General features: G+C 73.3%; 20 protein-coding genes and 2 riboswitches. Of the genes, 11 read left to right on the plus strand and 9 right to left on the minus strand.

Features of this window, described 5'->3' with window-relative positions:
• Positions 1-382 precede the first annotated feature (382 nt).
• The 3 genes from GBN72_RS08700 to GBN72_RS08710 form a co-directional block, all read right to left on the minus strand.
• Positions 383-1165 carry an enhanced serine sensitivity protein SseB C-terminal domain-containing protein gene (locus tag GBN72_RS08700; RefSeq protein WP_151771135.1) on the minus strand — a complete coding sequence of 261 codons (783 nt, stop codon included), beginning with the start codon at positions 1163-1165 and terminating at the stop codon, positions 383-385.
• Between the two features lie 162 nt (positions 1166-1327).
• Positions 1328-2116, minus strand: coding sequence for an enhanced serine sensitivity protein SseB (locus GBN72_RS08705; protein WP_246212377.1), 789 nt, complete (start codon positions 2114-2116; stop codon positions 1328-1330).
• Positions 2117-2170: 54 nt separating this feature from the next.
• On the minus strand, positions 2171-2806 hold the full coding sequence (locus GBN72_RS08710) for an AAA family ATPase (RefSeq protein ID WP_439959758.1): 636 nt from the start codon (positions 2804-2806) through the stop codon (positions 2171-2173).
• A gap of 315 nt (positions 2807-3121) precedes the next feature.
• Positions 3122-3244: riboswitch (glycine riboswitch) on the plus strand.
• Positions 3245-3364, plus strand: a riboswitch (glycine riboswitch).
• A gap of 42 nt (positions 3365-3406) precedes the next feature.
• Between GBN72_RS08710 and gcvT the strand changes: the two genes are divergently transcribed.
• The 6 genes from gcvT to GBN72_RS08740 all read left to right on the plus strand — a co-directional run bounded on the left by gcvT (position 3407) and on the right by GBN72_RS08740 (position 9803).
• Positions 3407-4540, plus strand: a complete 1134-nt coding sequence (gene gcvT / locus GBN72_RS08715; RefSeq protein ID WP_151771137.1) for a glycine cleavage system aminomethyltransferase GcvT — start codon at positions 3407-3409, stop codon at positions 4538-4540.
• Between the two features lie 67 nt (positions 4541-4607).
• Positions 4608-4985 (plus strand): glycine cleavage system protein GcvH, encoded by a 378-nt coding sequence (gene gcvH, locus GBN72_RS08720; RefSeq protein WP_151771138.1) that lies wholly within the window; start codon positions 4608-4610, stop codon positions 4983-4985.
• Positions 4986-4990: 5 nt separating this feature from the next.
• A complete protein-coding gene (gene glyA, locus GBN72_RS08725; RefSeq protein WP_151771139.1) occupies positions 4991-6262 on the plus strand; it encodes a serine hydroxymethyltransferase in 1272 nt (423 codons plus the stop codon).
• Between the two features lie 174 nt (positions 6263-6436).
• Positions 6437-7804: an L-serine ammonia-lyase gene (locus tag GBN72_RS08730; protein ID WP_151771140.1), complete on the plus strand. Its 1368-nt coding sequence runs from the start codon at positions 6437-6439 to the stop codon at positions 7802-7804.
• A 249-nt stretch (positions 7805-8053) separates the two neighbouring features.
• The gene (locus GBN72_RS08735) at positions 8054-8815 is read left to right on the plus strand and encodes a histidine phosphatase family protein (RefSeq protein WP_151771141.1); all 762 of its coding nucleotides are present in this window, start codon (positions 8054-8056) and stop codon (positions 8813-8815) included.
• 331 nt (positions 8816-9146) lie between these two features.
• Positions 9147-9803, plus strand: a complete 657-nt coding sequence (locus GBN72_RS08740; protein ID WP_151771142.1) for a hypothetical protein — start codon at positions 9147-9149, stop codon at positions 9801-9803.
• 81 nt (positions 9804-9884) lie between these two features.
• On the opposite strand, the gene dmpG is transcribed toward GBN72_RS08740, so the two are convergent.
• The 3 genes from dmpG to GBN72_RS08755 are packed head-to-tail and all read right to left on the minus strand — an operon-like array spanning position 9885 to position 12722.
• Positions 9885-10925 carry a 4-hydroxy-2-oxovalerate aldolase gene (gene dmpG, locus GBN72_RS08745; RefSeq protein WP_151771143.1) on the minus strand — a complete coding sequence of 347 codons (1041 nt, stop codon included), beginning with the start codon at positions 10923-10925 and terminating at the stop codon, positions 9885-9887.
• Positions 10922-11884, minus strand: a complete 963-nt coding sequence (locus tag GBN72_RS08750) for an acetaldehyde dehydrogenase (acetylating) (protein ID WP_151771144.1) — start codon at positions 11882-11884, stop codon at positions 10922-10924. Before GBN72_RS08750 ends, dmpG begins: the two co-directional genes overlap by 4 nt.
• 34 nt (positions 11885-11918) lie before the next feature.
• The gene (locus GBN72_RS08755) at positions 11919-12722 is read right to left on the minus strand and encodes a 2-keto-4-pentenoate hydratase (protein ID WP_151771145.1); all 804 of its coding nucleotides are present in this window, start codon (positions 12720-12722) and stop codon (positions 11919-11921) included.
• A 70-nt stretch (positions 12723-12792) separates the two neighbouring features.
• On the opposite strand from GBN72_RS08755, the gene GBN72_RS08760 reads away from it, so the two are divergent.
• Positions 12793-13563, plus strand: a complete 771-nt coding sequence (locus tag GBN72_RS08760) for an IclR family transcriptional regulator (RefSeq protein WP_151771146.1) — start codon at positions 12793-12795, stop codon at positions 13561-13563.
• Positions 13564-13715: 152 nt separating this feature from the next.
• Here the strand turns inward: GBN72_RS08760 and GBN72_RS08765 are convergent, their stop codons facing one another.
• Positions 13716-14411: a TetR/AcrR family transcriptional regulator gene (locus tag GBN72_RS08765; protein WP_246212379.1), complete on the minus strand. Its 696-nt coding sequence runs from the start codon at positions 14409-14411 to the stop codon at positions 13716-13718.
• Positions 14412-14662: 251 nt separating this feature from the next.
• Here GBN72_RS08765 and GBN72_RS08770 point away from each other — a divergent pair, with 251 nt between their 5' ends.
• Genes GBN72_RS08770 through GBN72_RS08780 form a run of 3 tightly spaced genes read left to right on the plus strand, consistent with a single transcriptional unit; the run spans position 14663 to position 18023 of the window.
• Positions 14663-16204 (plus strand): bifunctional 3-(3-hydroxy-phenyl)propionate/3-hydroxycinnamic acid hydroxylase, encoded by a 1542-nt coding sequence (locus tag GBN72_RS08770; protein WP_151771147.1) that lies wholly within the window; start codon positions 14663-14665, stop codon positions 16202-16204.
• 41 nt (positions 16205-16245) lie between these two features.
• The gene (locus GBN72_RS08775; protein WP_151771148.1) at positions 16246-17178 is read left to right on the plus strand and encodes a VOC family protein; all 933 of its coding nucleotides are present in this window, start codon (positions 16246-16248) and stop codon (positions 17176-17178) included.
• Positions 17178-18023 (plus strand): alpha/beta fold hydrolase, encoded by an 846-nt coding sequence (locus GBN72_RS08780; protein ID WP_151771149.1) that lies wholly within the window; start codon positions 17178-17180, stop codon positions 18021-18023. Before GBN72_RS08775 ends, GBN72_RS08780 begins: the two co-directional genes overlap by 1 nt.
• 130 nt (positions 18024-18153) lie before the next feature.
• On the opposite strand, the gene GBN72_RS08785 is transcribed toward GBN72_RS08780, so the two are convergent.
• Together GBN72_RS08785 and GBN72_RS08790 are read right to left on the minus strand one after the other, a co-directional pair.
• Positions 18154-19179: a PP2C family protein-serine/threonine phosphatase gene (locus tag GBN72_RS08785; protein WP_151771150.1), complete on the minus strand. Its 1026-nt coding sequence runs from the start codon at positions 19177-19179 to the stop codon at positions 18154-18156.
• A 203-nt stretch (positions 19180-19382) separates the two neighbouring features.
• Positions 19383-19976 carry a nucleosidase gene (locus tag GBN72_RS08790; RefSeq protein ID WP_151771151.1) on the minus strand — a complete coding sequence of 198 codons (594 nt, stop codon included), beginning with the start codon at positions 19974-19976 and terminating at the stop codon, positions 19383-19385.
• A 186-nt stretch (positions 19977-20162) separates the two neighbouring features.
• On the opposite strand from GBN72_RS08790, the gene GBN72_RS08795 reads away from it, so the two are divergent.
• On the plus strand, positions 20163-20723 hold the full coding sequence (locus tag GBN72_RS08795) for a glycoside hydrolase family 25 protein (RefSeq protein ID WP_151771152.1): 561 nt from the start codon (positions 20163-20165) through the stop codon (positions 20721-20723).
• Positions 20724-20774 lie beyond the last annotated feature (51 nt).

Here is a 20774-nt window from a genome sequence, read left to right on the forward strand (position 1 = left end):
TGGCGGAGGGAGGAGAACACCCGACGGGATCAAGCCGTGCCGAAAGGCGGCACGGCGGCACGGCCGCGCGGGCGCGGGCCGGTGACACCCGGGCGGCGTGCGGTGAGGAGCGCCGGGCGGGATCAGGCCGTCCCGGACGGCGGGTCGGCGGTACGGCCGCTCGGGCGCGGGCCTGTGTGGCCCCGGCGAGGTACGGAGGAGCGTTGAGGCGGGATCAGCTCGCGCCAGGAGGCGGGTCGGCGGAGGGCGGATCGCCGGGAAGCGGATCGCCGGAGGACGGATCGCCGGGAGGCGGATCGCCGGAGGGCGGGTCGCCGGGAAGCGGGTCGGCGGGAGGCGGGTCGGCGGGGTGCCGCGCCAGGGGGGGGGAAGGGAGGTGGCGTCAGGCGCCGGTGACCGGGGGGTATCCGTAGGCGCCGGCCGGGCGGGCGTGCGCGTCCCGGTCGTAGAACGGGCGGGCATTGGCCCGCATCCACAGCGCGACCGGGTCGTGGTCGTCGGCCATGGCGACCGTGGAGACCGCCAGGCCGTCCGGCACCGCGCCGACCGACTGGCTCATCATCGACCGCACCGACTCCACCGCGGCGGGCGAGGCCTGGTAGACGTCGAGCCCGATCGCCAGGTAGGGCGCGCCGAGCACCGGCTGCACCCAGGCACGGCGCAGCGCGCGCACCGCCGGGGTGCGGTGGGCGTTCTGTGCCAGCAGGGCGTAGAACTGCGGTACCTCTATGGCGGGTTCGGACAGCCGCAGCGGCCCGGCCGGCTGCCGGTCGAGGCCGGCGGAGATCCGGCGCAGGTCCAGCCAGGGGATGCCGACGCCACCACCGGGCGCGTGCGGGTTGAGCCACAGGCCGTGGTGGTCCGGGTAGAGGGCGTCGGCGGCCTCGAGGGCGTCGACCACCTCGTAGCCGCGGCTCCAGCCGCTGGCGGAGAGTTCCCGGTCGGAGGTCACACAGGGCACGTAGGCATACCCGTCGACCTCCATGATCCCGTACTGCGCGTCGGGGGCCCCGGAACGGCCGTGCCACAGCAGCATCCAGAGCCGGCCGGCGGACGGGGCCGCGAGGGCGCCCAGCAGCGCCTCGTAGGCGTCATAGCGCCCGGGCGTCACCTGGCGCAGCATCTGCTCCACCTGCCCGGCAGCGGCCGTGCCCGACGCGCTCACCTCAACCAGCCTTTCGCGACGACATTGGTTTTCCGCCCCATCGATGTCCGACAGCGAGTGTTCGACCGGGATTATGAAACCAGCTTAAGCGGGGTCGAAGACACCACCTTGACCGAGCCGGGACCTGCCGGGCGATTTGCCCCGCCCGGCCGCCCGGCCCGCTCAGCCGGCGCCGTAGAAGGGCCGCACCTTGGTGCGCAGGTAGTCGCAGACGGGGTCCGCGACCGCGTCGAGGAGGACGAGGTTGACGGGCCAGCGGACCGGGTGACGCCCCAGGGCGCGTCCGAGGGCGTCCAGCGGCAGGGCCCGGGCGTCCCCCGACGGGGCGTCCCAGGTGGCGAGTCCGACGCCGACGAACAGCGTCGGCTCCGCCGTCTCGATCGTCGCCAGGCAGCGGCGCGCGCTCGCGACCACGCCGAGGGCGGCGAACTCCTCGGAGGCGGCGCGCAGGAAGTCCACCGGGTCGTCCTGCCAGTCCGGTTCCCACAGCCGGACGCGCCCGCCGCGCGCGCCGGCGTCGGGCCCGGCCGCGCGGCACAGTTCGGCCACCGCCGCCGGAGGCAGCGGGATGCCGACCGCGCCGTCCGGGTTGACGGCGATGCCCACCTCGGGCGGCAGCCCCCGGGCGAACTCCACGAGCGGAGCGACGGTGAACGACATGTGGGAGCCGACGACCCGCTGGAACTGCTCCTGGGAGCTGAAGACGGGGACGAAGGGCTGCCCGCCCAGTTCCACGGTGGGCAGGTCGAGGGTGACGCTGTCCCGGTCGCCGCCGCCGGGGAGCGGGATCCAGACGAAGCTGCGGGTCAGCACCTCGAGGACCCTGCCGCCGGTGGCCGGGGAGGCCGGGGCGCCGGCCGACGCGGCCAGCACCTCCTCCAGCTCGTTGACGGGCCGTCCGCCCGCTGCCGCCGTGCCGTCGGCCCCGTAGTTCATCCCTGCCGCGTCCATCGCCTACCGCCCGGGTTCCCGCTCTTGTCGACTGCCTGTCTGCGGCTGGTCAGACTACGGGACGCCGGAGCCCCGGCCGGGGGCGAACCCGATCCCGCGCAGCGCCCTCGCCGCCGCGCGGTCCAGCAGCACCGCCGAACCGCAGTCCCGCGGCAGCCGGCCCCGCTCCACGACGTCGGAGAGCAGTCGCCCGACCGCCGTGCGGTGCCGGGCGAAGGCGTAGCGGGAGACGCCGCGCCCCCTCGCCCGCTGGCCCTGCAGGGCCTCGCCGGGGGTGGCGTCGAGCAGGACGAGCCGCAATGCCCCGCCCCGCCGGCGGGCGGCGCGGCCCAGCCAGGAGCGGACCCATCGCTGGGTGCCGCAGTCGTGCACCACCACGGGCTTCGGTCCGCGCAGCGCGCGCCGCAGTCCCGCGTAGTGGTCGAGCCGCACCAGCGGCCGGTACACGGCGTAGGGGAGCGCCCGGGGCATCCGCGCGTCCCACCGGTCGCGGGTGTCCTGGGAGTCGACCCGGACGGCGTCCTCCCCGACGGCCCGCCGCATCATGGTGGACTTCCCGCTGCCCGGCAGCCCGGTGACCACGACCACGTCCCGCGCCCCGAAGACGAGCCGCGCCCCGGACCCTCCGGCGCCCTTCCCACGCAGGTCGCACACCTTCCTCGCGGGGGCTCCGCCCGCCGCGCAGCGCACCGCACGGTCCGCGCCGGCCCTGGCCCGGACCGCCGGGCCCGCGGCCCGTGCCCCGGCCCAGGAGCGCGCGCGGTGGCGCGGCCCGGGTCCGGTCACGGGCACCGCGTACCCGGTGCCGGCGATCGTCCTCTTCACGTGGTCGTCCTCCCCCTCGGGTTCGGGACCTGAAGCATCCCCCTCAAGTGTAAAGAGAAGGTAATGCGGCGGTCGTCTCATTTCCGCCCGGTTCCCGCCACAGTCCCGCAACACACAGGGGGGCCGCCAGGTCCCGGGGGGCCGTGCGATGATGAGCGCGTCAACTGCATACCGGCCGCTTGAATCCGCGCGGGAGAGTCCCGGGCCCCGGACCCACGTCTTCCCAGATGTGCGGTCGGCCCGGGCGCCGAAGGAGCAAGTCCCTCCCTTGAATCTCTCAGGCCCAGTCACCGCGCGGGCGAGGCACATCTGAAAAGCGGTCCGCCCCCGCGGCGGTCCCACCCACGGTGCAAGCCCTGACACCGCCGTCCACGGCCGGCGGTCATGGCGAACCTCTCAGGTTCCGATGACAGATGGGGAGGAAACACCCCACCGTCACGCCCTCGCCCGTACCGGGAGTCCGCCATGAGCAGTTCCGACCTCCGTCACACCGCGCTCGACGCCCTGCACCGCTCGCTCGGCGCCACCATGACCGACTTCGCCGGCTGGGACATGCCGCTGCGGTACGGCTCCGAGCGCGACGAGCACAACGCCGTCCGCACGAGCGCCGGCCTGTTCGACCTGTCCCACATGGGAGAGATCACCGTCACCGGCCCGCAGGCCGCCGAACTGCTGAACCACGCCCTCGTCGGCGACATCGCCTCGGTCGGCGCGGGCCGCGCCCGGTACACGATGATCTGCCGGGAGGACGGCGGCATCCTGGACGACCTGATCGTCTACCGCCTCGCGGACACCGAGGCCGGCCTGCGGACCTACATGGTGGTCGCCAACGCCTCGAACGCCCAGGTCGTCCTCGACGCGCTCACCGAGCGCGCGGCCGGCTTCGACGCCGAGGTCCGCGACGACCGGGACGCCTACGCCCTGATCGCCGTCCAGGGCCCCGCCTCCCCCGGCATCCTGGCCTCCCTCACGGACGCCGACCTGGACGGCCTGAAGTACTACGCGGGCCTGCCCGGCACCGTGGCGGGTGTCCCGGCGCTGATCGCCCGGACCGGCTACACCGGCGAGGACGGCTTCGAGCTGTTCACCGCCCCGGAGCACGCCGAGAAGCTGTGGCGCGCGCTGACCGCGGCGGGCGAGGCCGAGGGCCTGATCCCGTGCGGCCTGTCCTGCCGGGACACGCTGCGCCTGGAGGCGGGCATGCCGCTGTACGGCCACGAGCTCTCCACCTCCCTCACCCCCTTCGACGCCGGGCTCGGCCGGGTCGTGAAGTTCGCGAAGGAGGGGGACTTCGTCGGCCGCGCCGCCCTCACCGAGGCCGCCGCGCGCGCGGAGGCGAACCCGCCGCGCAAGCTGGTCGGCCTGGTCGCCGAGGGCCGCCGGGTCCCCCGCGCGGGCTACTCGGTGGTCGCGAACGGCGAGGTGATCGGCGAGGTCACCTCCGGCGCCCCCTCCCCCACCCTGGGGAAGCCGATCGCCATGGCCTACGTGGACGCCGCGTACGCCGGGCCCGGCACGGCCGGCGTGGGCGTCGACATCCGGGGCACCCACGAGCCGTACGAGGTCGTCGCGCTGCCGTTCTACCGGCGTCAGAAGTAACCCTTCCGCCGCCCCTCCCGTTTTCCCGTTCCCTCGGACACTCCCCGCGTACAGGAGAATCTCTGTCATGAGCAACCCCACGGACCTGCGCTACAGCAAGGAGCACGAGTGGCTGTCGCCCGTCGAGGACGGCGTCGCCACCATCGGCATCACCAAGTTCGCGGCCGACGCGCTCGGTGACGTCGTCTACGCCCAGCTCCCCGAGGTCGGCGAGAGCGTCGCCGAGGGCGAGACCTGCGGCGAGCTGGAGTCCACCAAGTCGGTCTCCGACCTCTACTCCCCGGTCTCCGGCGAGGTCACCGAGATCAACGAGGACGTCGTCAACGACCCGTCCCTGGTGAACTCCGAGCCCTTCGAGGGCGGCTGGCTCTTCAAGGTCCGCCTCTCCGAGGAGCCGAGCGACCTGCTCTCCGCCGACGAGTACACCGAGTTCGCCGGGAACTGAACCTGATGTCGACCCTGAACACTCCCCTCCACCAGCTCGACCCCGAGGTCGCCGCGGCGATCGACGCCGAGCTGACGCGCCAGCAGTCCACCCTCGAGATGATCGCGTCGGAGAACTTCGCTCCGGTCGCCGTCATGGAGGCCCAGGGCTCGGTGCTCACCAACAAGTACGCCGAGGGCTACCCCGGCCGCCGCTACTACGGCGGCTGCGAGCACGTCGACGTGATCGAGCAGATCGCGATCGACCGCCTCAAGGAGCTCTTCGGCGCCGAGCACGCCAACGTGCAGCCCCACTCGGGCGCCCAGGCCAACGCCGCCGTGATGCACGCCCTGATCAGGCCGGGCGACACCATCATGGGCCTCGACCTGGCCCACGGCGGGCACCTGACCCACGGCATGAAGATCAACTTCTCGGGCCGGCTCTACGACGTGGTGCCCTACCACGTCGGCGAGGACGGTCAGGTCGACATGGCCGAGGTCGAGCGCCTGGCCAAGGAGTCGCGGCCGAAGCTGATCGTCGCCGGCTGGTCGGCCTACCCGCGGCAGCTGGACTTCGCCGCGTTCCGCCGGATCGCGGACGAGGTCGGCGCCTACCTGATGGTGGACATGTCGCACTTCGCGGGCCTGGTGGCCGCGGGCCTGCACCCGAGCCCGGTGCCTCACGCCCACGTCGTCACCACCACCACCCACAAGACGCTGGGCGGCCCGCGCGGCGGTGTGATCCTCTCCACCGCCGAGCTGGCCAAGAAGATCAACTCCGCGGTCTTCCCCGGCCAGCAGGGCGGCCCGCTGGAGCACGTGATCGCGGGCAAGGCGGTGGCCTTCAAGGTCGCGGCCTCCGACGAGTTCAAGGACCGGCAGCGCCGGACCCTGGAGGGCTCCCGCATCCTGGCCGAGCGCCTGGTGCGGGACGACGTCACCGCGGCGGGCGTCTCCGTCCTGTCCGGCGGCACGGACGTCCACCTGGTCCTGGTCGATCTGCGCGACTCCGAGCTGGACGGGCAGCAGGCCGAGGACCGGCTCCACGAGATCGGCATCACCGTCAACCGGAACGCGGTCCCCAACGACCCGCGGCCGCCGATGGTGACCTCCGGGCTGCGTGTCGGCACCCCGGCGCTGGCCACCCGCGGCTTCGGCGCCGAGGACTTCGCCGAGGTCGCGGACGTGATCGCCGAGGCGCTGAAGGCCCCGTCGCCGTTCCCGGCCGACACGGCCGCCGCCCTCAAGGCGCGGGTCGAGGCCCTCGCCGCGAAGCACCCGCTGTACCCGGCGCTGTGATCCCGGCGACGCTGTAACCGGCCCCGCACGGCGCGTGCGGATTTCGCACTGCCTGGGGCATTACGTACGATTCCCGTACGTGCTGTGGGGCGTCCCGCCCACCACCGCCTGGTGGGCGGGGCGCCCCGCGCCCTTCCCCCCACCCCACAGCCAACGATTCAACGAGGAGTCGACGTGGCCGTATCGGTCTTCGACCTGTTCTCGATAGGCATCGGCCCGTCCAGCTCCCACACGGTGGGCCCGATGCGCGCCGCGCGCATGTTCGCCGCCCGCCTGCGCAACGAGGGTCTGCTGGAGGCCACCGTCTCCGTCCGCTGCGAGCTCTACGGCTCACTGGGCGCCACCGGGCACGGCCACGGCACGCCCAAGGCCGTGCTGCTTGGCCTGGAGGGCGACTCGCCGCGCAGCGTCGACGTGGAGTCGGCCGACGAGCGCGTCGAGAAGATCAAGGAGACCGGCCTCCTGCGCCTGCTGGGCGACCACGAGATCGCCTTCGCCTTCGACACCGACCTGGTCCTGCACCGCCGCGAGGCGCTCCCGTACCACGCCAACGGCATGACGGTCGCCGCCTACGGGCACGGCGGCGAGGAGCTGCTCCACAAGACGTACTACTCGGTCGGCGGCGGCTTCGTCGTCGACGAGGAGGCCGTCGGCGCGGACCGCGTCAAGCTGGACGACACGGTGCTCAAGCACCCCTTCCGCACCGGCGACGAGCTGCTGCGCCTCACCAAGGAGACCGGCCTGTCCGTCTCCTCGCTGATGCTGGAGAACGAGAAGGCCTGGCGCACCGAGGAGGAGATCCGCGCCGGTCTGCTCGACATCTGGCGCGTGATGCGCGAGTGCGTCGACCGCGGCATGTCCCGCGAGGGCATCCTCCCCGGCGGGCTGAAGGTCCGCCGCCGGGCCGCCGTCACCGCCCGCCAGCTGCGCGCGGCCGGCGACCCGCTGGCCCACTCCATGGAGTGGATCACCCTCTACGCCATGGCGGTCAACGAGGAGAACGCGGCCGGCGGCCGGGTCGTCACCGCCCCCACCAACGGCGCCGCGGGCATCATTCCCGCCGTCCTGCACTACTACCTGAACTTCGTTCCGGGCGCGGACGAGGACGGCGTGGTCCGCTTCCTCCTCGCCGCGGGCGCCATCGGCATGCTCTTCAAGGAGAACGCCTCCATCTCCGGCGCCGAGGTCGGCTGCCAGGGCGAGGTCGGCTCCGCCTGCTCGATGGCGGCCGGCGCCCTGGCCGAGGTCATGGGCGGCTCCCCCGAGCAGGTGGAGAACGCCGCCGAGATCGGCATGGAGCACAACCTGGGCCTGACCTGTGACCCGGTCGGCGGCCTGGTCCAGATCCCGTGCATCGAGCGCAACGGCATGGCCGCGGTGAAGGCGGTGACCGCGGCGAAGATGGCCCTGCGGGGCGACGGCTCGCACAAGGTCTCCCTCGACAAGGTCATCAAGACCATGAAGGAGACCGGCGCGGACATGTCGGTGAAGTACAAGGAGACGGCGCGGGGCGGGCTCGCGGTCAACATCATCGAGTGCTGACGGGAGGGTACCGGCGACGGGCCGACCGCTGAGGGCCCCGGCACGGGCCGGCTCCGGACGGTTCCGGCGCTGGACCGGCTTCCGACAGTCCAGACGCGGGGGCCCGCCCGGGTGGTCCGCGTGGACGGCACCGGGGCGTCGGTGCCGCGTCCCGCGCGGGTCCGTGCGGCCCTAGTCTGGCGGCGACGGCCTTCCCCGTGAGGAGTGCGCGATGGATCCGTCCGCGACCGGCCGGCGCGAGGGGCCGGCATGACACGGCCGCCCGACCCGGGCCCGCCGGCCGCCCTGGCCCCGCCCTGCGCCCTGGCCGGCCTGTGGGCCGTGCGGCACGGGCAGAGCACTGCCAACGTGGCCTTCGCCGCGGCGGTGGAGTCCGGCTCCACGGAGCCCGTGCCGGGCCGCGACCGGGACGTCCCCCTGTCCCCCGCGGGGGTGGCTCAGGCCCGCGCGCTGGGGGGCTGGCTGGCCGGGCCGGCTCCCGGAACCGGACCGGACCTGGTCGTCTGCTCCCCCTACCTGCGCGCCCTGCGGACGTGGGAGGAAATGGCGTCCCACGCCGCCGGGCTCGGCCTGGCGCCGCTGGACGTCCGGGTGGACGAGCGGCTGCGGGACCGGGAGATGGGCGTCTTCGAACTGCACCCGGCGCCCGCGCTGCGCGCCCGGGCGCCGCGGGAGGCGGCCCGCCGGGAGCTGCTGGGCGACTGGTACTACCGGCCGCCCGGCGGCGAGGCCTTCACCGACGTCGCCGTCCGGGTCGGGCAGTTCGTCTCCGACCTCGGCCGGGCGGCACCCGGACGCCGCGTCCTGCTCGTCGCGCACGACGGCGTGCTGGTCGCCCTGCGCCACGTCCTGGCCGGCATCGGGGCCACCGCGCCGGAGGCTCTGCCGCCCGTCCCGAACGCCTCGGTGTCGTACTGGGCCGGCGACGGCCACCGTCTGCGCTTGGCCTCCTGGGGCGACACCGCCCACCTCGCCCCGCCGGGACCGGCGGGTGACGGCGGCGTCGCCTGACGCCGGGTGCCGGCGGGCGGCCGCCGCCGTAAGGCAGGTCTCCGCGCACCACCCGGGGCCGCGCCCCCGGTCCCGCCCCGGCGCGGGTACGCTGCCTCGCCGGGACGGTTCCCCGGGAGTGGAGCGGCCGGGGAGGGGGAACGGCGATGCGCGTGAGGACCGGGTGTGGCCGTGGGAGATCGACCCGGTGCCCGGCACGGACGGGTGGCTGGGCGCCGGTCACCTCCCGGCCGGCCGGTCCGGCGGCTCCTTCCGCGCCCCCGTCGTCGTACACCTGCGGCGCGGCGCGGTGGCTGACGATTCGTGACGAGGGGTGACGAGAGGCGTGCGGATGCGTCCCCGTACCTGGGTGCTGACGGCTCTGCTGGTGACCGTGCTCCTCGGCCTCGCCCTCCTCGGCGGCAGGGCGTCCGACGAGGCGCGCGGGCGCGAGCCCCTCACCGGGCCGAGGACCGGGGACTGCGCGGAGCTCCCCGTGGCGGCGGCCGGGCAGCCCTCCGGCGGCCCGTCGCTCACCCTCGGGTCGTTCGGCTCGTCCAACACGGAGACGGCCGACGGCAGCCCGCGGTTCACCCTCCGCCTTCGCCTCGCCGCGGGCGAACGGCCGCTGCGCCTGGACGCCCCGCTCTCCGGGGCGAGGGCGGAGGTCACCGTCTGCGCCCCGCACGGCGGAGGCCGGATCGCGCACGCCGTCGGGCTGCCGCCAACGGTGGAGCGGGGCAGCGCCCCGCACGAGGCCGCGCCGCACGGCGACGGCGCGTCGGTGGGCGCGGGACGGTGGGCGGAGCTGGTCGTGGAGCTCCCGGACTCCGCACTCCGGCCGGGGGTCTCCTTCGACGACCTCATGGCCGGCGAACCGCCCCGCAGCAACGACGCCCAGGACTACCCGCTGGTGGTCGTCCGGCTGACCGCCCCGGGGCTCGCGGCCCCGCTCACCGCGAGCAGTTGCTTCGACGCGTGCGCGGAATGGGGCGGCACACCCGCCTGACCCCGGGGCGTGCCGCGCCTTCCTCCGGCCGCCCGCTCCCCCTCCGGCCACCCGGTCACCCTCGGGCCGCCCCGACCTGCCTCAGGCCGCCGGGGCCTCGCGCCCGGCCGCCAGGTCGAGGGCGATGTCGATGATCATGTCCTCCTGCCCGCCGACCAGACGCCGTCGGCCGCACTCCATCAGGATGTCGCGGACGTCGACGCCGTAGCGCCGGGAGGCGATCTCCGCGTGCCGCAGGAAGCTGGAGTAGACGCCCGCGTACCCGAGGGTGAGGGTTTCGCGGTCGACACGCACCGGGCGGTCCTGGAGCGGCCGGACGATGTCGTCGGCGGCGTCCTGCAGCTTGAACAGGTCGCAGCCGTGCCGGTAGCCCGACAGGTTGGCGACGGCGACGAACGCCTCGAGGGGGCAGTTGCCCGCGCCCGCGCCGTGGCCGGCGAGGGAGGCGTCGACGCGGCGGACGCCGTTCTCCACCGCCACCACCGAGTTGGCCACGGAGAGCGACAGGTTCTCGTGGGCGTGGATGCCGATCTCGGTGGCCGGGTCGAGGACGTCCCGGTAGGCGCGGACCCGCGCGGCCACGTCGTTCATGGTGAGCCGGCCTCCGGAGTCGGTGACGTAGACGCACTGGGCGCCGTACTTCTCCATCAGCTGCGCCTGCTGTGCGAGCTTCTCGGGCTCGGCCATGTGGGAGAGCATCAGGAAGCCGGAGACGTCCATGCCGAGCTCGCGGGCGGCCGCGATGTGCTGGGCGGAGATGTCGGCCTCGGTGCAGTGGGTGGCCACCCGGACCGAGCGGACGCCGAGGTCGTAGGCGTGCTTCAGCTCGTCGATGGTGCCCACGCCCGGGAGGAGGAGCGTGGTGAGGCGGGCGTTCTTGAGGACGGAGGCGGCGGCCTCGATCCACTCCCAGTCGGTGTTCGAGCCGGGGCCGTAGTTGAGCGAGCCGCCGGCCAGGCCGTCGCCGTGCGCGACCTCGATGGCGTCCACACCGGCCTCGTCGAGCGCCAGCACGATGCGCTTGACGTCCTCGGGGGTGATCCGGTGCCGGACGGCGTGCATGCCGTCCCGGAGGGTGACGTCCTGGACGAAGACCTGGACGTCCGAGTCGGGGGTGCTCACTTCGCGGTCTCCTTCGCGGCGGCGATCTTCTCGGCCATCTGCACCGCGGCCGAGGTCATGATGTCGAGGTTTCCGGCGTACTCCGGCAGGTACATGCCGGCGCCCTCGACCTTGAGGAAGACCGACACCTGATGGGTCGGCCGGGCGGCGTCCCCCTCCGCGAGGAGCGTCTCGACCGGCTGGTCGGCGGGGATCTCGGAGATCTGCACGTCCTGGACCATCCGGTAGCCGGGAACGTAGGCGTTGACCTCGGCGACCATCTTCTCCACGGACTCGGTGATCTGCCGCATGGCGGTCGCCGTGTCCTCGCCCCCGGGGAGGGTGGCCAGGGCGAAGACGGTGTCGCGCATCATCAGCGGCGGCTCGGCCGGGTTGAGGATGATGATCGCCTTGCCGCGCCGGGCGCCGCCGACCTTCACGATGGCCTCGGAGGTCGTCTCGGTGAACTCGTCGATGTTGGCCCGGGTGCCGGGGCCGGCCGACCTGGAGGCGATGGAGGCGACGATCTCCGCGTACGCGACCGGGACGACCCGGCTGATCGCGGCGACGACCGGGATGGTGGCCTGGCCGCCGCAGGTGACCATGTTCACGTTGGGCGCGTCGAGGTGCTCGTCCAGGTTGACCGCCGGGATGACGTACGGACCGATCGCGGCCGGGGTCAGGTCGATCATCCGGATGCCGAGCGGGCGCAGCTTCTCGTCGTTGTAGCGGTGCGCGCCGGCGGAGGTGGCGTCGAAGACGATGCCGATCTCGTCGATCCGCGGCGACTTCAGCAGGCCGTCGACGCCCTCGGCGGTGGTCTCGAAGCCGAAGCGGGCGGCGCGGGCGAGGCCGTCGGAGGCCGGGTCGATGCCGACCATGACCCCCATCTCGAGGTGCTGCGCGTTGCGCATGATCTTGATCATCAGGTCGGTGCCGATGTTGCCCGACCCGATGACGGCGACCTTGGTCTTGCTCATCGTGGGTTCCTTGCGGGAGGAGAGGCGGAGGGGGTCAGGAGAAGGTGACCGAGACCGTGCCGAGGCCGGTGACGGTGGCCCGGACGGCGTTGCCCGCCGCGACCGGGCGCATCGGGCCGAGGGCGCCGGACAGGATCACCTGGCCGGCGCGGAGCGGGGAGCCCAGCTCGCGGGCCTGGCGGGCGAGCCAGACGAGGGCGTTGACCGGGTCCCCGAGGCAGGCGGCGCCGTTGCCGGTGGAGACGGTCTCGCCGTCGATCGTCATGGTCATCTCGGCGGCGACGGGGTCGAAGTCGGCGAGCGGGACGCGCTGCGAGCCGAGGACGTAGCCGCCGGCCGAGGCGTTGTCGGCGACGGTGTCGCCGAAGCTGATGTCCCAGCCGGCCACCCGGCTGCCGCAGATCTCCAGCGCGGCGACGGCGTGGTCGACGGCCTCGCGGACCTGGGCGTCGTCGAGCGGGCCCTCGGCGAGGTCGGCCTTGAGGACGAAGGCGATCTCGGCCTCGATCCGCGGCTGGAGGATCGCGTCGGCCGGGGTGACCGAGCCGTCGGCGTACTCCATGTCGTCGAAGAGGACTCCGAAGTCGGGCTGGTCGACGCCGAGCTGCTGCTGGACGGCGGTCGAGGTCAGGCCGATCTTCCGGCCGACGAGCCGGGCGCCCGCCTCGGTCCGCTCGGCGGCGAGCAGCGACTGCACGGCGTACGCGGCCGCGACGTCGTCCCGGCCGATCAGGTCACGCACGGGGGCGGCGGGGACGCCGGTGGCCGCGGCCTCGCGGAGACGGGCGGCAGCGGCGGCGATGCTGTCGGGGCCGACAGCGGGCTGGGTCTGGGACATGCCGTCCACAGTGCGGCACCGGACCTGCGTTCTCCACGACGGCGTTCCGCTCAGCGGTACGCTGTTCGGCATGGAGCACCAGCGGGACCGGGACGACCTCGACACGGTCCTGGGCAAGGCACTGGCCGTCCTGCGGGCGTTCGGCCCGGCCGACTCGGTGCTGCCGCTGGCCGAGCTGGTGCGCCGCACCGGCCTGGCCAAGGGGACCGCGCACCGCGTCGCGGGGGACCTGGTCCACCACCGGCTGCTCGACCGGACCGAGCACGGCTACCGGCTGTCCGGCGGACTGTTCGAGCTGGGGCTGCGCGCCGCCGCCGAGCGCACGCTGGTGGAGCTGGCGATGCCGTTCCTCCAGGACCTGTACGAGCGCACCCACGAGACGGTGCACCTCGGGGTGCGCCAGGGCGGCGAGGTGCTGTACCTGACGAAGATCGGCGGCCACCGCCAGGCCAGGACGCCGTCGCGCACCGGGGGCCGGATGCCGGTGCACTGCACCGCGATCGGCAAGGTGCTGCTGGCCCATGCCGACGAGGAGGAGCTGACGGCCGTGCTCTCGGGTCCGCTGGAGCGGCGGACGCCCCGCACGGTGGTGGCCCCGGGCCTGCTGCGCCGGCAGTTGGCGAAGGCGGTGGAGGCGGGCGTCGCCTACGAGTACGAGGAGTCGACGCAGGGTCTGCTCTGTGTCGCCGCGCCGGTGCTCGAGCCCGACGGACGCACGGCGGTGGCGGCGATCAGCGTGACGGGGCCGGTGGGACGGTTCCGCCCGGAGCCGCACGCCAACACCGTGCGGTCGGCCGCGGCGGCGCTGGGCGCGGTGATGGCGGGACGCTCGCGCGGCTGAGCCGCGCCTGCGCCACGCGCGCGCCGCCACGCGTCGGCCACCACCGGGCAGCCGTCAGCCGGCGCCCGCAGACCGCGGGCCGCAGACCGGCGGCCGCCACTCGCCGGCCGTCAGCCGTCAGCCGTCAGCCGTCAGCCGTCAGCCGTCAGCCGTCAGCCGTCAGCGAGCATCGCCTCGCCGAGCCCTGCCATGGCGTCGGCGAGCTGGTCCATCCAGTCCGCGATCGCCCGGCCGCCCTCCGACTGGACGGCCACGAAGGCGCCGTCGAATCCGGCCATGCCGAACGCCGCGAGGGAGTCGGCGACCCGCCTCGCGTCCTCCTCGCCGGCGCCCAGGAACGACGAGTGCACCATGCGCCACATGTGGACGCGTCCCTCGTCGCGGACCTCGATCACCGTCCGCATCGCCTCCGGCGCCTCGGCGGCCTCACGGCTCATGACCAGCACGAACAGCAGGCGCAGGAACTCCTCGCCGTGCTCGAGGACCGCGCCGGTCCTGCCCAGGTACCACCGCAGCCGCTCCCGGGGCGTACCGCCCTCCGGCGGGTTCGCGTGGGCCCGGTCCATGGCCTCGAAGAAGTCGTGCGCCCCCTGGGCCATGACGGCGGAGAGCAGCCCGGCCTTGGACTCGAAGTGGTGGTAGAAGGCGCTCTTGGGCAGGCCGGTCTCCTTGGCCAGCGCCGACATCGACGTCCCTGCATAGCCGCGGACCGACATCACCCGGGCGGCCGCGTCGAGGATCTCCTGCCGTGACCGGCGGCCCCGGCTGTTGCCGGCGTGCGTCGGCGGCCTGAACTTCTCCGCCGAGTCCACCGGTTCCGCCTGCTCCACGCTCTCCGCCTTCTCCACCCGGGGATTTTAAGCGGTCCGGGAACGGGTGCCGGGCCACCACCGGAGAGTGATCACGGCTCACCTCTTGACACCCGCACCGTCCAGGCCGTTCCCTGGGAATGTACCGACCGATCGGTCCAATACTTCGGGACTCCCCTCCCCGGCCCCCTTGACGCCATTACCGCCGGGCAGGTTCACTCCCTCCCACATACCGAACAGTTGGTACAAAACTTCGCATTGCGTCCGAGCTGTGACAACGGAGCCAGCGCATGACCATGAGCTACGACGCGGATGTCGCGATCGTCGGGTTCGGCCCGACCGGAGTGATCGCCGCCCTCACCCTCGCCAAGTACGGCATCTCCGCCGTGGCCTTCGAACGGGACCGGGACATCTACGCCCGGGCCCGCGCCGTGACCGTCAACGACTGGACGATGCGGATCTTCCAGAACCTCGGGGTGGACGAGCGGGTCGAGAAGGTGATCGACCCCCAGCGCGCCCTGCGCTGGGTGACCTACGACGGCGCGGAGATCATGCGGGTCGAGCACCCGCCGTCGACCCTGGGCCGCGGGCCGCGCTTCTACAACATCTACCAGCCGGTCATGGAGGCCGAGCTGCGCGCGGCCGTCCGGGAGCGGCACGCCGGCCTGGTCACCGTCCACTACGGCGACGAGGTCACCGCGATCACCCAGGACGCCGACGGCGTCACCCTCACCTCGACGGGCGACGACGGGCCCCGCACCACTCGGACCCGGTACGTGATCGGCTCGGACGGCGGAAGCTCGTTCACCCGCGGCCACGTCGGCTGCCGGCTGCTGGGCGACACCGACGAGACCACCTGGGTGGTCATCGACTGCCACGTCAAGCGGTGGTGGCCGGACCGCGACCTCCTCACCTTCTGGTCCGACCGGGAGCGCCCGGTCGTCGACATCGCGCTCTCCGCGGGCAACCACCGGTGGGAGGTCCCGCTCAAGCCCGACGAGACTCCGGCCGACTACCCGACGAGTGCCGAGGTCTGGCCGCTGCTCAAGGCCCTCGGCGTCACCGAGGACGACGTCGAGATCCACCAGCACGCCTTCTACAAGCACCACGTCCGGATGGCCGACACCTGGCGCAAGGGCCGGGTCTTCCTGGCCGGCGACGCGGCCCATCTGATGCCGCCGTGGGCGGGCGCCGGCATGCAGACCGGCATGCGTGACGCCCACGACCTGGGCTGGAAGCTCGCCCGGGTGCTCAAGGGCGAGCTCCCGGAGAGCTGGCTGGACACCTACGAGGCGGAGCGCCGTCCCAACGCGGCCTTCTTCACCGGCCTCGCGGTCGGACTCGGCCGGGTCATCCGGCAGGAGGCCTCCGAGGAGGAGGTCGCCGCGATGAATGCCGTGCCCGAGAACACGGTCACCCCCTTCGAGCCTCCGCTCACGCGCCCGCCGGTGCTGGAGGCCGGCTGGTTCCGGGGAGCGGTCGGCGACGCCAGCGCCGTCGGCCGGATGATCCCGCAGCCCGTCACCGGCGACGTCGCCGGGCGGATGGCCCGCCTGGACGACCTGCTGGGGGACGACTTCGTGCTGCTGGGCGACGACGTCGACCCGGCCACCCTGCTGACGGCCGAGGAGAAGGCCGGGTGGGACGCGCTCGGCGCCCGGTACGTCGCGGTGCGGCCGAAGACCTCCTACACCACCTCCGACGACGACCTGGTCGACCTCCAGGAGGTCCTCCTGCCCTGGCTGCGCCGCTACGGCGCGCGGGCCGTGGCCGTCCGCCCGGACCGGTTCGTCGCCGCGGCCGACGTCAGCGGCCTCGCCGTCCCCGCCTGAGCAGCACGTCCCACAGCGACAAGCAGTAAGGAGAAGAACAGATGTCCGGAGTCAAGGAACTGGGCTACGTCGTCTACGAGGTGAGCGGCCTCGCGGACTGGGAGCACTTCGGCGTCGAACTGCTCGGCATGCAGCTCGGCGAGAAGACCGACGACGGCTTCACCCTGCGCACCGACGAGAAGGCGCACCGCTGGGTGATCACCGAGGGCCCCGCCGACGACCTGGTCGCCACCGGCTACGAGGTGTCGGAAGAGGTCGCGCTGGACGCCCTGGTCGCCAAGGTGCGCGCGGCCGGCGTCGAGGTGACCGAGGGCGACACCGCCCTGGCAGCCGCCCGCAAGGTGGAGCGGATCTTCGTCACGACCGACCCGATGGGCAACCGGGTCGAGCTGGTCACCGGTCTGGCCGACGCGGCCACGCCGTTCGCCTCCAAGAAGCTGCTCGGCGGCTTCGTGACCGGCGCCGGCGGCGCGGGCCACCAGGTCCTCCTGGCGCACGGCGTCTCCCGGGAGACCTACCTCGCCTTCTACATCGACCTGCTGGGCTTCAGGATCAGCGACATCATCGTCGAGGAGCTGGCTCCCGGCATCGTCGCCGACCTGATCTTCCTGCACTGCAACGGCCGTCACCACACGGTGGCCTTCGGCGACATGCCGCACCCGAAGAAGACCCACCACTTCATGGTCGAGGTGCAGGACATCCGCGACGTCGGCATGGCCTACGACCGGTGCATGGACGCCAAGCAGCCGTTCGAGATGACGCTCGGCATGCACCCGAACGACCACATGTTCAGCTTCTACGTCTTCACCCCGTCCGGCTTCAGCGTCGAGTACGGCTGGGGCGGACTGATCATCGACGACGAGACGTGGGAGGTGAAGACGCTCGACCGCCTGCACAGCTGGGGCCACCGCCCCTCGGCCGTCGTCGCCGAGCTGCTCGCCGCCGCCCCCGCCCCGCACGGAGAGGACCACTGATGGCGCTCGACCCCCAGGACATCGCCCGCACGGTCAGGACCGCCGACTGGGAGCTCCGTTACTACGAGGCCGGCTCCGGCCACCCGCTCGTGCTCCTGCACGGCAGCGGCCCCGGCGCCACCGGGTGGAGCAACTTCTCCGGCAACATCGAGGCGCTGGCCGAGCACTTCCACGTGTACGCCGTCGACATGCCCGGCTGGGGCGAGTCCTCCGCCGCCACCGTCGACCAGCTCGACCACGTCGACGCCGCGATCCAGTTCCTGGACACCCTCGGCATCGAGAAGGCCGCGTTCGTCGGCAACTCGATGGGCGGCCAGACCTCGATCCGGCTCGCCACCGAGCACCCCGAGCGCATCACCCACCTGGTCACCATGGGCCCCCCGGTCGGCCGCATCCCCACCCTCTTCGGCGCCGGCGACGGCCCGTCCGAGGGCCTGAAGGTCCTGATCGAGGCCTACCGCGACCCGAGCCCGGAGAACATGCGCCGGCTCGTCGAGATCATGGTCTTCGACAAGGCCCGGTTCGCCACGCCCGAGCTGTGCCAGGCCCGCTCGGACGCCGCGCTGGGCCGCCCGGAGCACCTGAGCAACTACGTCGAGGGGCTCCCCAAGGGCGCGCCGCTGCCGAAGTGGGTCAAGCCGGAGCTGCTGCCGCAGATCAAGGTGCCGACCCTGCTCATCCACGGCCGCGACGACCGCGTCGTCTCCTACGAGACCTCGCTCTTCCTGCTGGCGAACATCCCCGACAGCCGGCTGGTCGTCCTGAACCGGTGCGGGCACTGGGCGATGATCGAGCACCCCGACGAGTTCAACCGCCTGGTCACGGACTTCGTCACCAACAACTGAGCGGCGACACCCGAGCGGCGACACCCGAGTCGCGACGACTGAGCCGCGCCACCTGAGTCCGGCCGCACCTGCGGGCCCGGGACCTTCACGGGTCCCGGGCCCGCCGGCCGTGGCGGCCCGGGCCCGCCGACTACGGGATCGGGTGGACGACCTGGGACGCCTGGCCGGCGGCCGGCAGCGGGGCGAAGAGCCGCGCGTCGTTGTGCAGGATCAGCAGGGCCGTGTCGTCGGAGGGGCTGCCCCCGGTGTGGTGCAGCAGCGCGGACTCCAGCGAGTGGAGCAGGTACCGGGCGGTGTGCGGACGGCCGCGGGCCGCACCGGTGAGCGTCTCGGAGAGCGGGAAGAGACGTCCGTGGTCGTCGCGGGCCTCGGTGACGCCGTCGGTGTGCAGGATCAGGGCGTCGTCCGGCCGCATCCGGCCGCAGTGGGTCACCGGGATGTGCTCCGGCAGCGGGAACGGGCCGAGCGGCGGCAGAGGTTCGGCGTCCGAGAGCGGCTGCGTCGGCCCCACGCCGACGCGGTACGGCCACGGGTGGGCGCAGTTGACCGCGCGCAGGACGCCGTCGGCACGGATCTCCAGCAGCAGCAGGGTGACGAACTCCTCGACCGCGGGATGCCGCTCCTCCTGGGCGCGGCGCCTGAGGTGGCGGGCGAAGGCCCGGTCGAGGCGGCGGAGCACCCCGTGCAGCTCGTACTCCTCGTGCGCCGCCTCGCGGAAGCAGCCGAGCACCGCGGCGGCGGCCGGGACGGCGGCCAGACCGTGGCCGCGGACGTCCCCGATGAGCGCGCGGACTCCGTGCTCGGTGTCCAGCACCTCGTAGACGTCACCCCCGATGACGGCGCCGGGGTCCGCCGAACGCTGGACCGCGGCCACGTCCAGGCCGCCGACCCGGGGCGGCAGCGGGCGCACCAGGACTCCCTGGGCCGTGGCCGCGATGTCCCAGGTGTGCCGCAGCTCGCGGAGCAGTTCCCGGCGGGCCCGCAGGATCAGCCCCGTGCCCACCCCGAAGAAGACCGCGGTGGCGGCCATCCGGACACCCATGCCGCTCCGGTCGCCGGTGACCCCGGCGATCAGCCAGTAGGCGACGGCGGTGGCCCCCCAGAGAGCGCTCAGCACGAGCGCGAGCGCCCGGCGCTTCGGCACGGGACGGATCATGCCGCTGACCCCCTGATCGGGCGGTTCGGACCCGAGACGGGCGGAACGGCGTGGACGGAACCGGTTCGATTGTGGGTCCCGCCGTCCCGGGCCGGAAAGGATCACCGGGACTTCTCATCCGATCGAGTGAGCCGTGGCCACGAGGGCGACGACGAGGCCGGCGGGCACCACACCGCCCGGCGCGACGAGCCCCGGCCAGGGGCTCACTCCGAGGGCACGTTGCGCTCCGCCCAGCGGGCCAGTTCCACCGCGCAGGCGGCGACCGACTCGCGCCAGGTCCGCGCGGCGCCGTCGCCGGCGTCGTCGCTCACGTGCTTCACCAGCCGAATCGGGACGCCGGACTGCCGGGCCACGTGGGCCAGGGCGTAGCCCTCCATGTCGACGAGGGCGGCCTGCTCGGCGAGACGGTCGCGGGCGGCGTCGTCGGAGATGAAGCTGTCGCCGGTGGCCAGCACCGGGCCGTCGCCGTCGCCGCCGTCCTCGGTGAGCGTGATCGGCGCGCCGTAGACCTCGCCGGTCAGTCCCGCCAGCAGCCGCGAGTCCAGGTCGTGCTGGATCACCCGGGTGATCACGTGCGTCCCGGTCCACCCCGGCCGCAGCGCACCGGCCGTGCCGAGGTTCACGATCTCGCGCGGCAGCACCCCGCGCCCCAGCACACCCGCCAGCGCCGCGGCCGCGTTGACCTTGCCCATACCGGTCAGCAGCACGGGCGCCGTGCCCCGGAGCTCCGCCGCCTCCTCCTTGACCGCCAGGACGAACAGCGGGCGGCCGGGGGACATCTCACCGATCAGTTCCATGGAAGGAACGGTACGTTCCACGCGGCGACGGCGGGTCGCGGGGGGCCGGGCCGCCCGAGGACCCCGGATTGTCCAGAAACCGGCCTATACGGCGTTTGATGCCGTTCGATGGGGGTCGCTCCCGTTCACAAAGGGAATGCTCCCTTCAACCCAACTCATTCCGGAGCAACTTGAGGGAGACCCCCCATGCTTCACGGCATCGACGTCAGCTCCCACCAGTCCGCCACCTACGACACCGACGGACTCGCCTTCGTCATCGTCAAGGCGACCGAGGGCCGGTCCTACGTGAACCCGAAGATGGAGGCGCAGGCCGAGCGCGCCCGGGAGGCGGGGCTGGTGGTCGGCTTCTACCACTTCCTGTGGCCCGGCAACATCAACGAGCAGGCCGAGTACTTCGCGCAGCAGGCGCCGGTGCGGGCGGGCGACCTGCTGGCCTGCGACTGGGAGACCACCAGCCGGGGCACGCGGGCGAGCAGCGCGGAGAAGGACCGGTTCCTCCGCAAGGTGAAGTCGCTCAAGCCCCGCAACCGGGTGCTGCTGTACTGCAACCGGACCTTCTGGCTGAACGTCGACAGGAGTTCGTACGACGGCGACGGGCTGTGGATTGCCCACTACGGGGTCGGCCGGGGAAAACCCAGGATCAAGGCGAAGTGGGTGATCCACCAGTACACCGACGACCCGGTGGACAAGAACGTCGCCGACTTCCGCAGCGCGGAGTCGCTGCGCACGTGGGCGGAGGGCGCCTGACCCCCGCACCCGCGCACTCCGGCGCCGCCACACTCACGCACCCCGCCCCAT

The organism is Streptomyces abyssomicinicus, from assembly GCF_008974245.1.
In the GTDB taxonomy this organism is placed as follows: Bacteria; Actinomycetota; Actinomycetes; order Streptomycetales; family Streptomycetaceae; genus Streptomyces; species Streptomyces abyssomicinicus.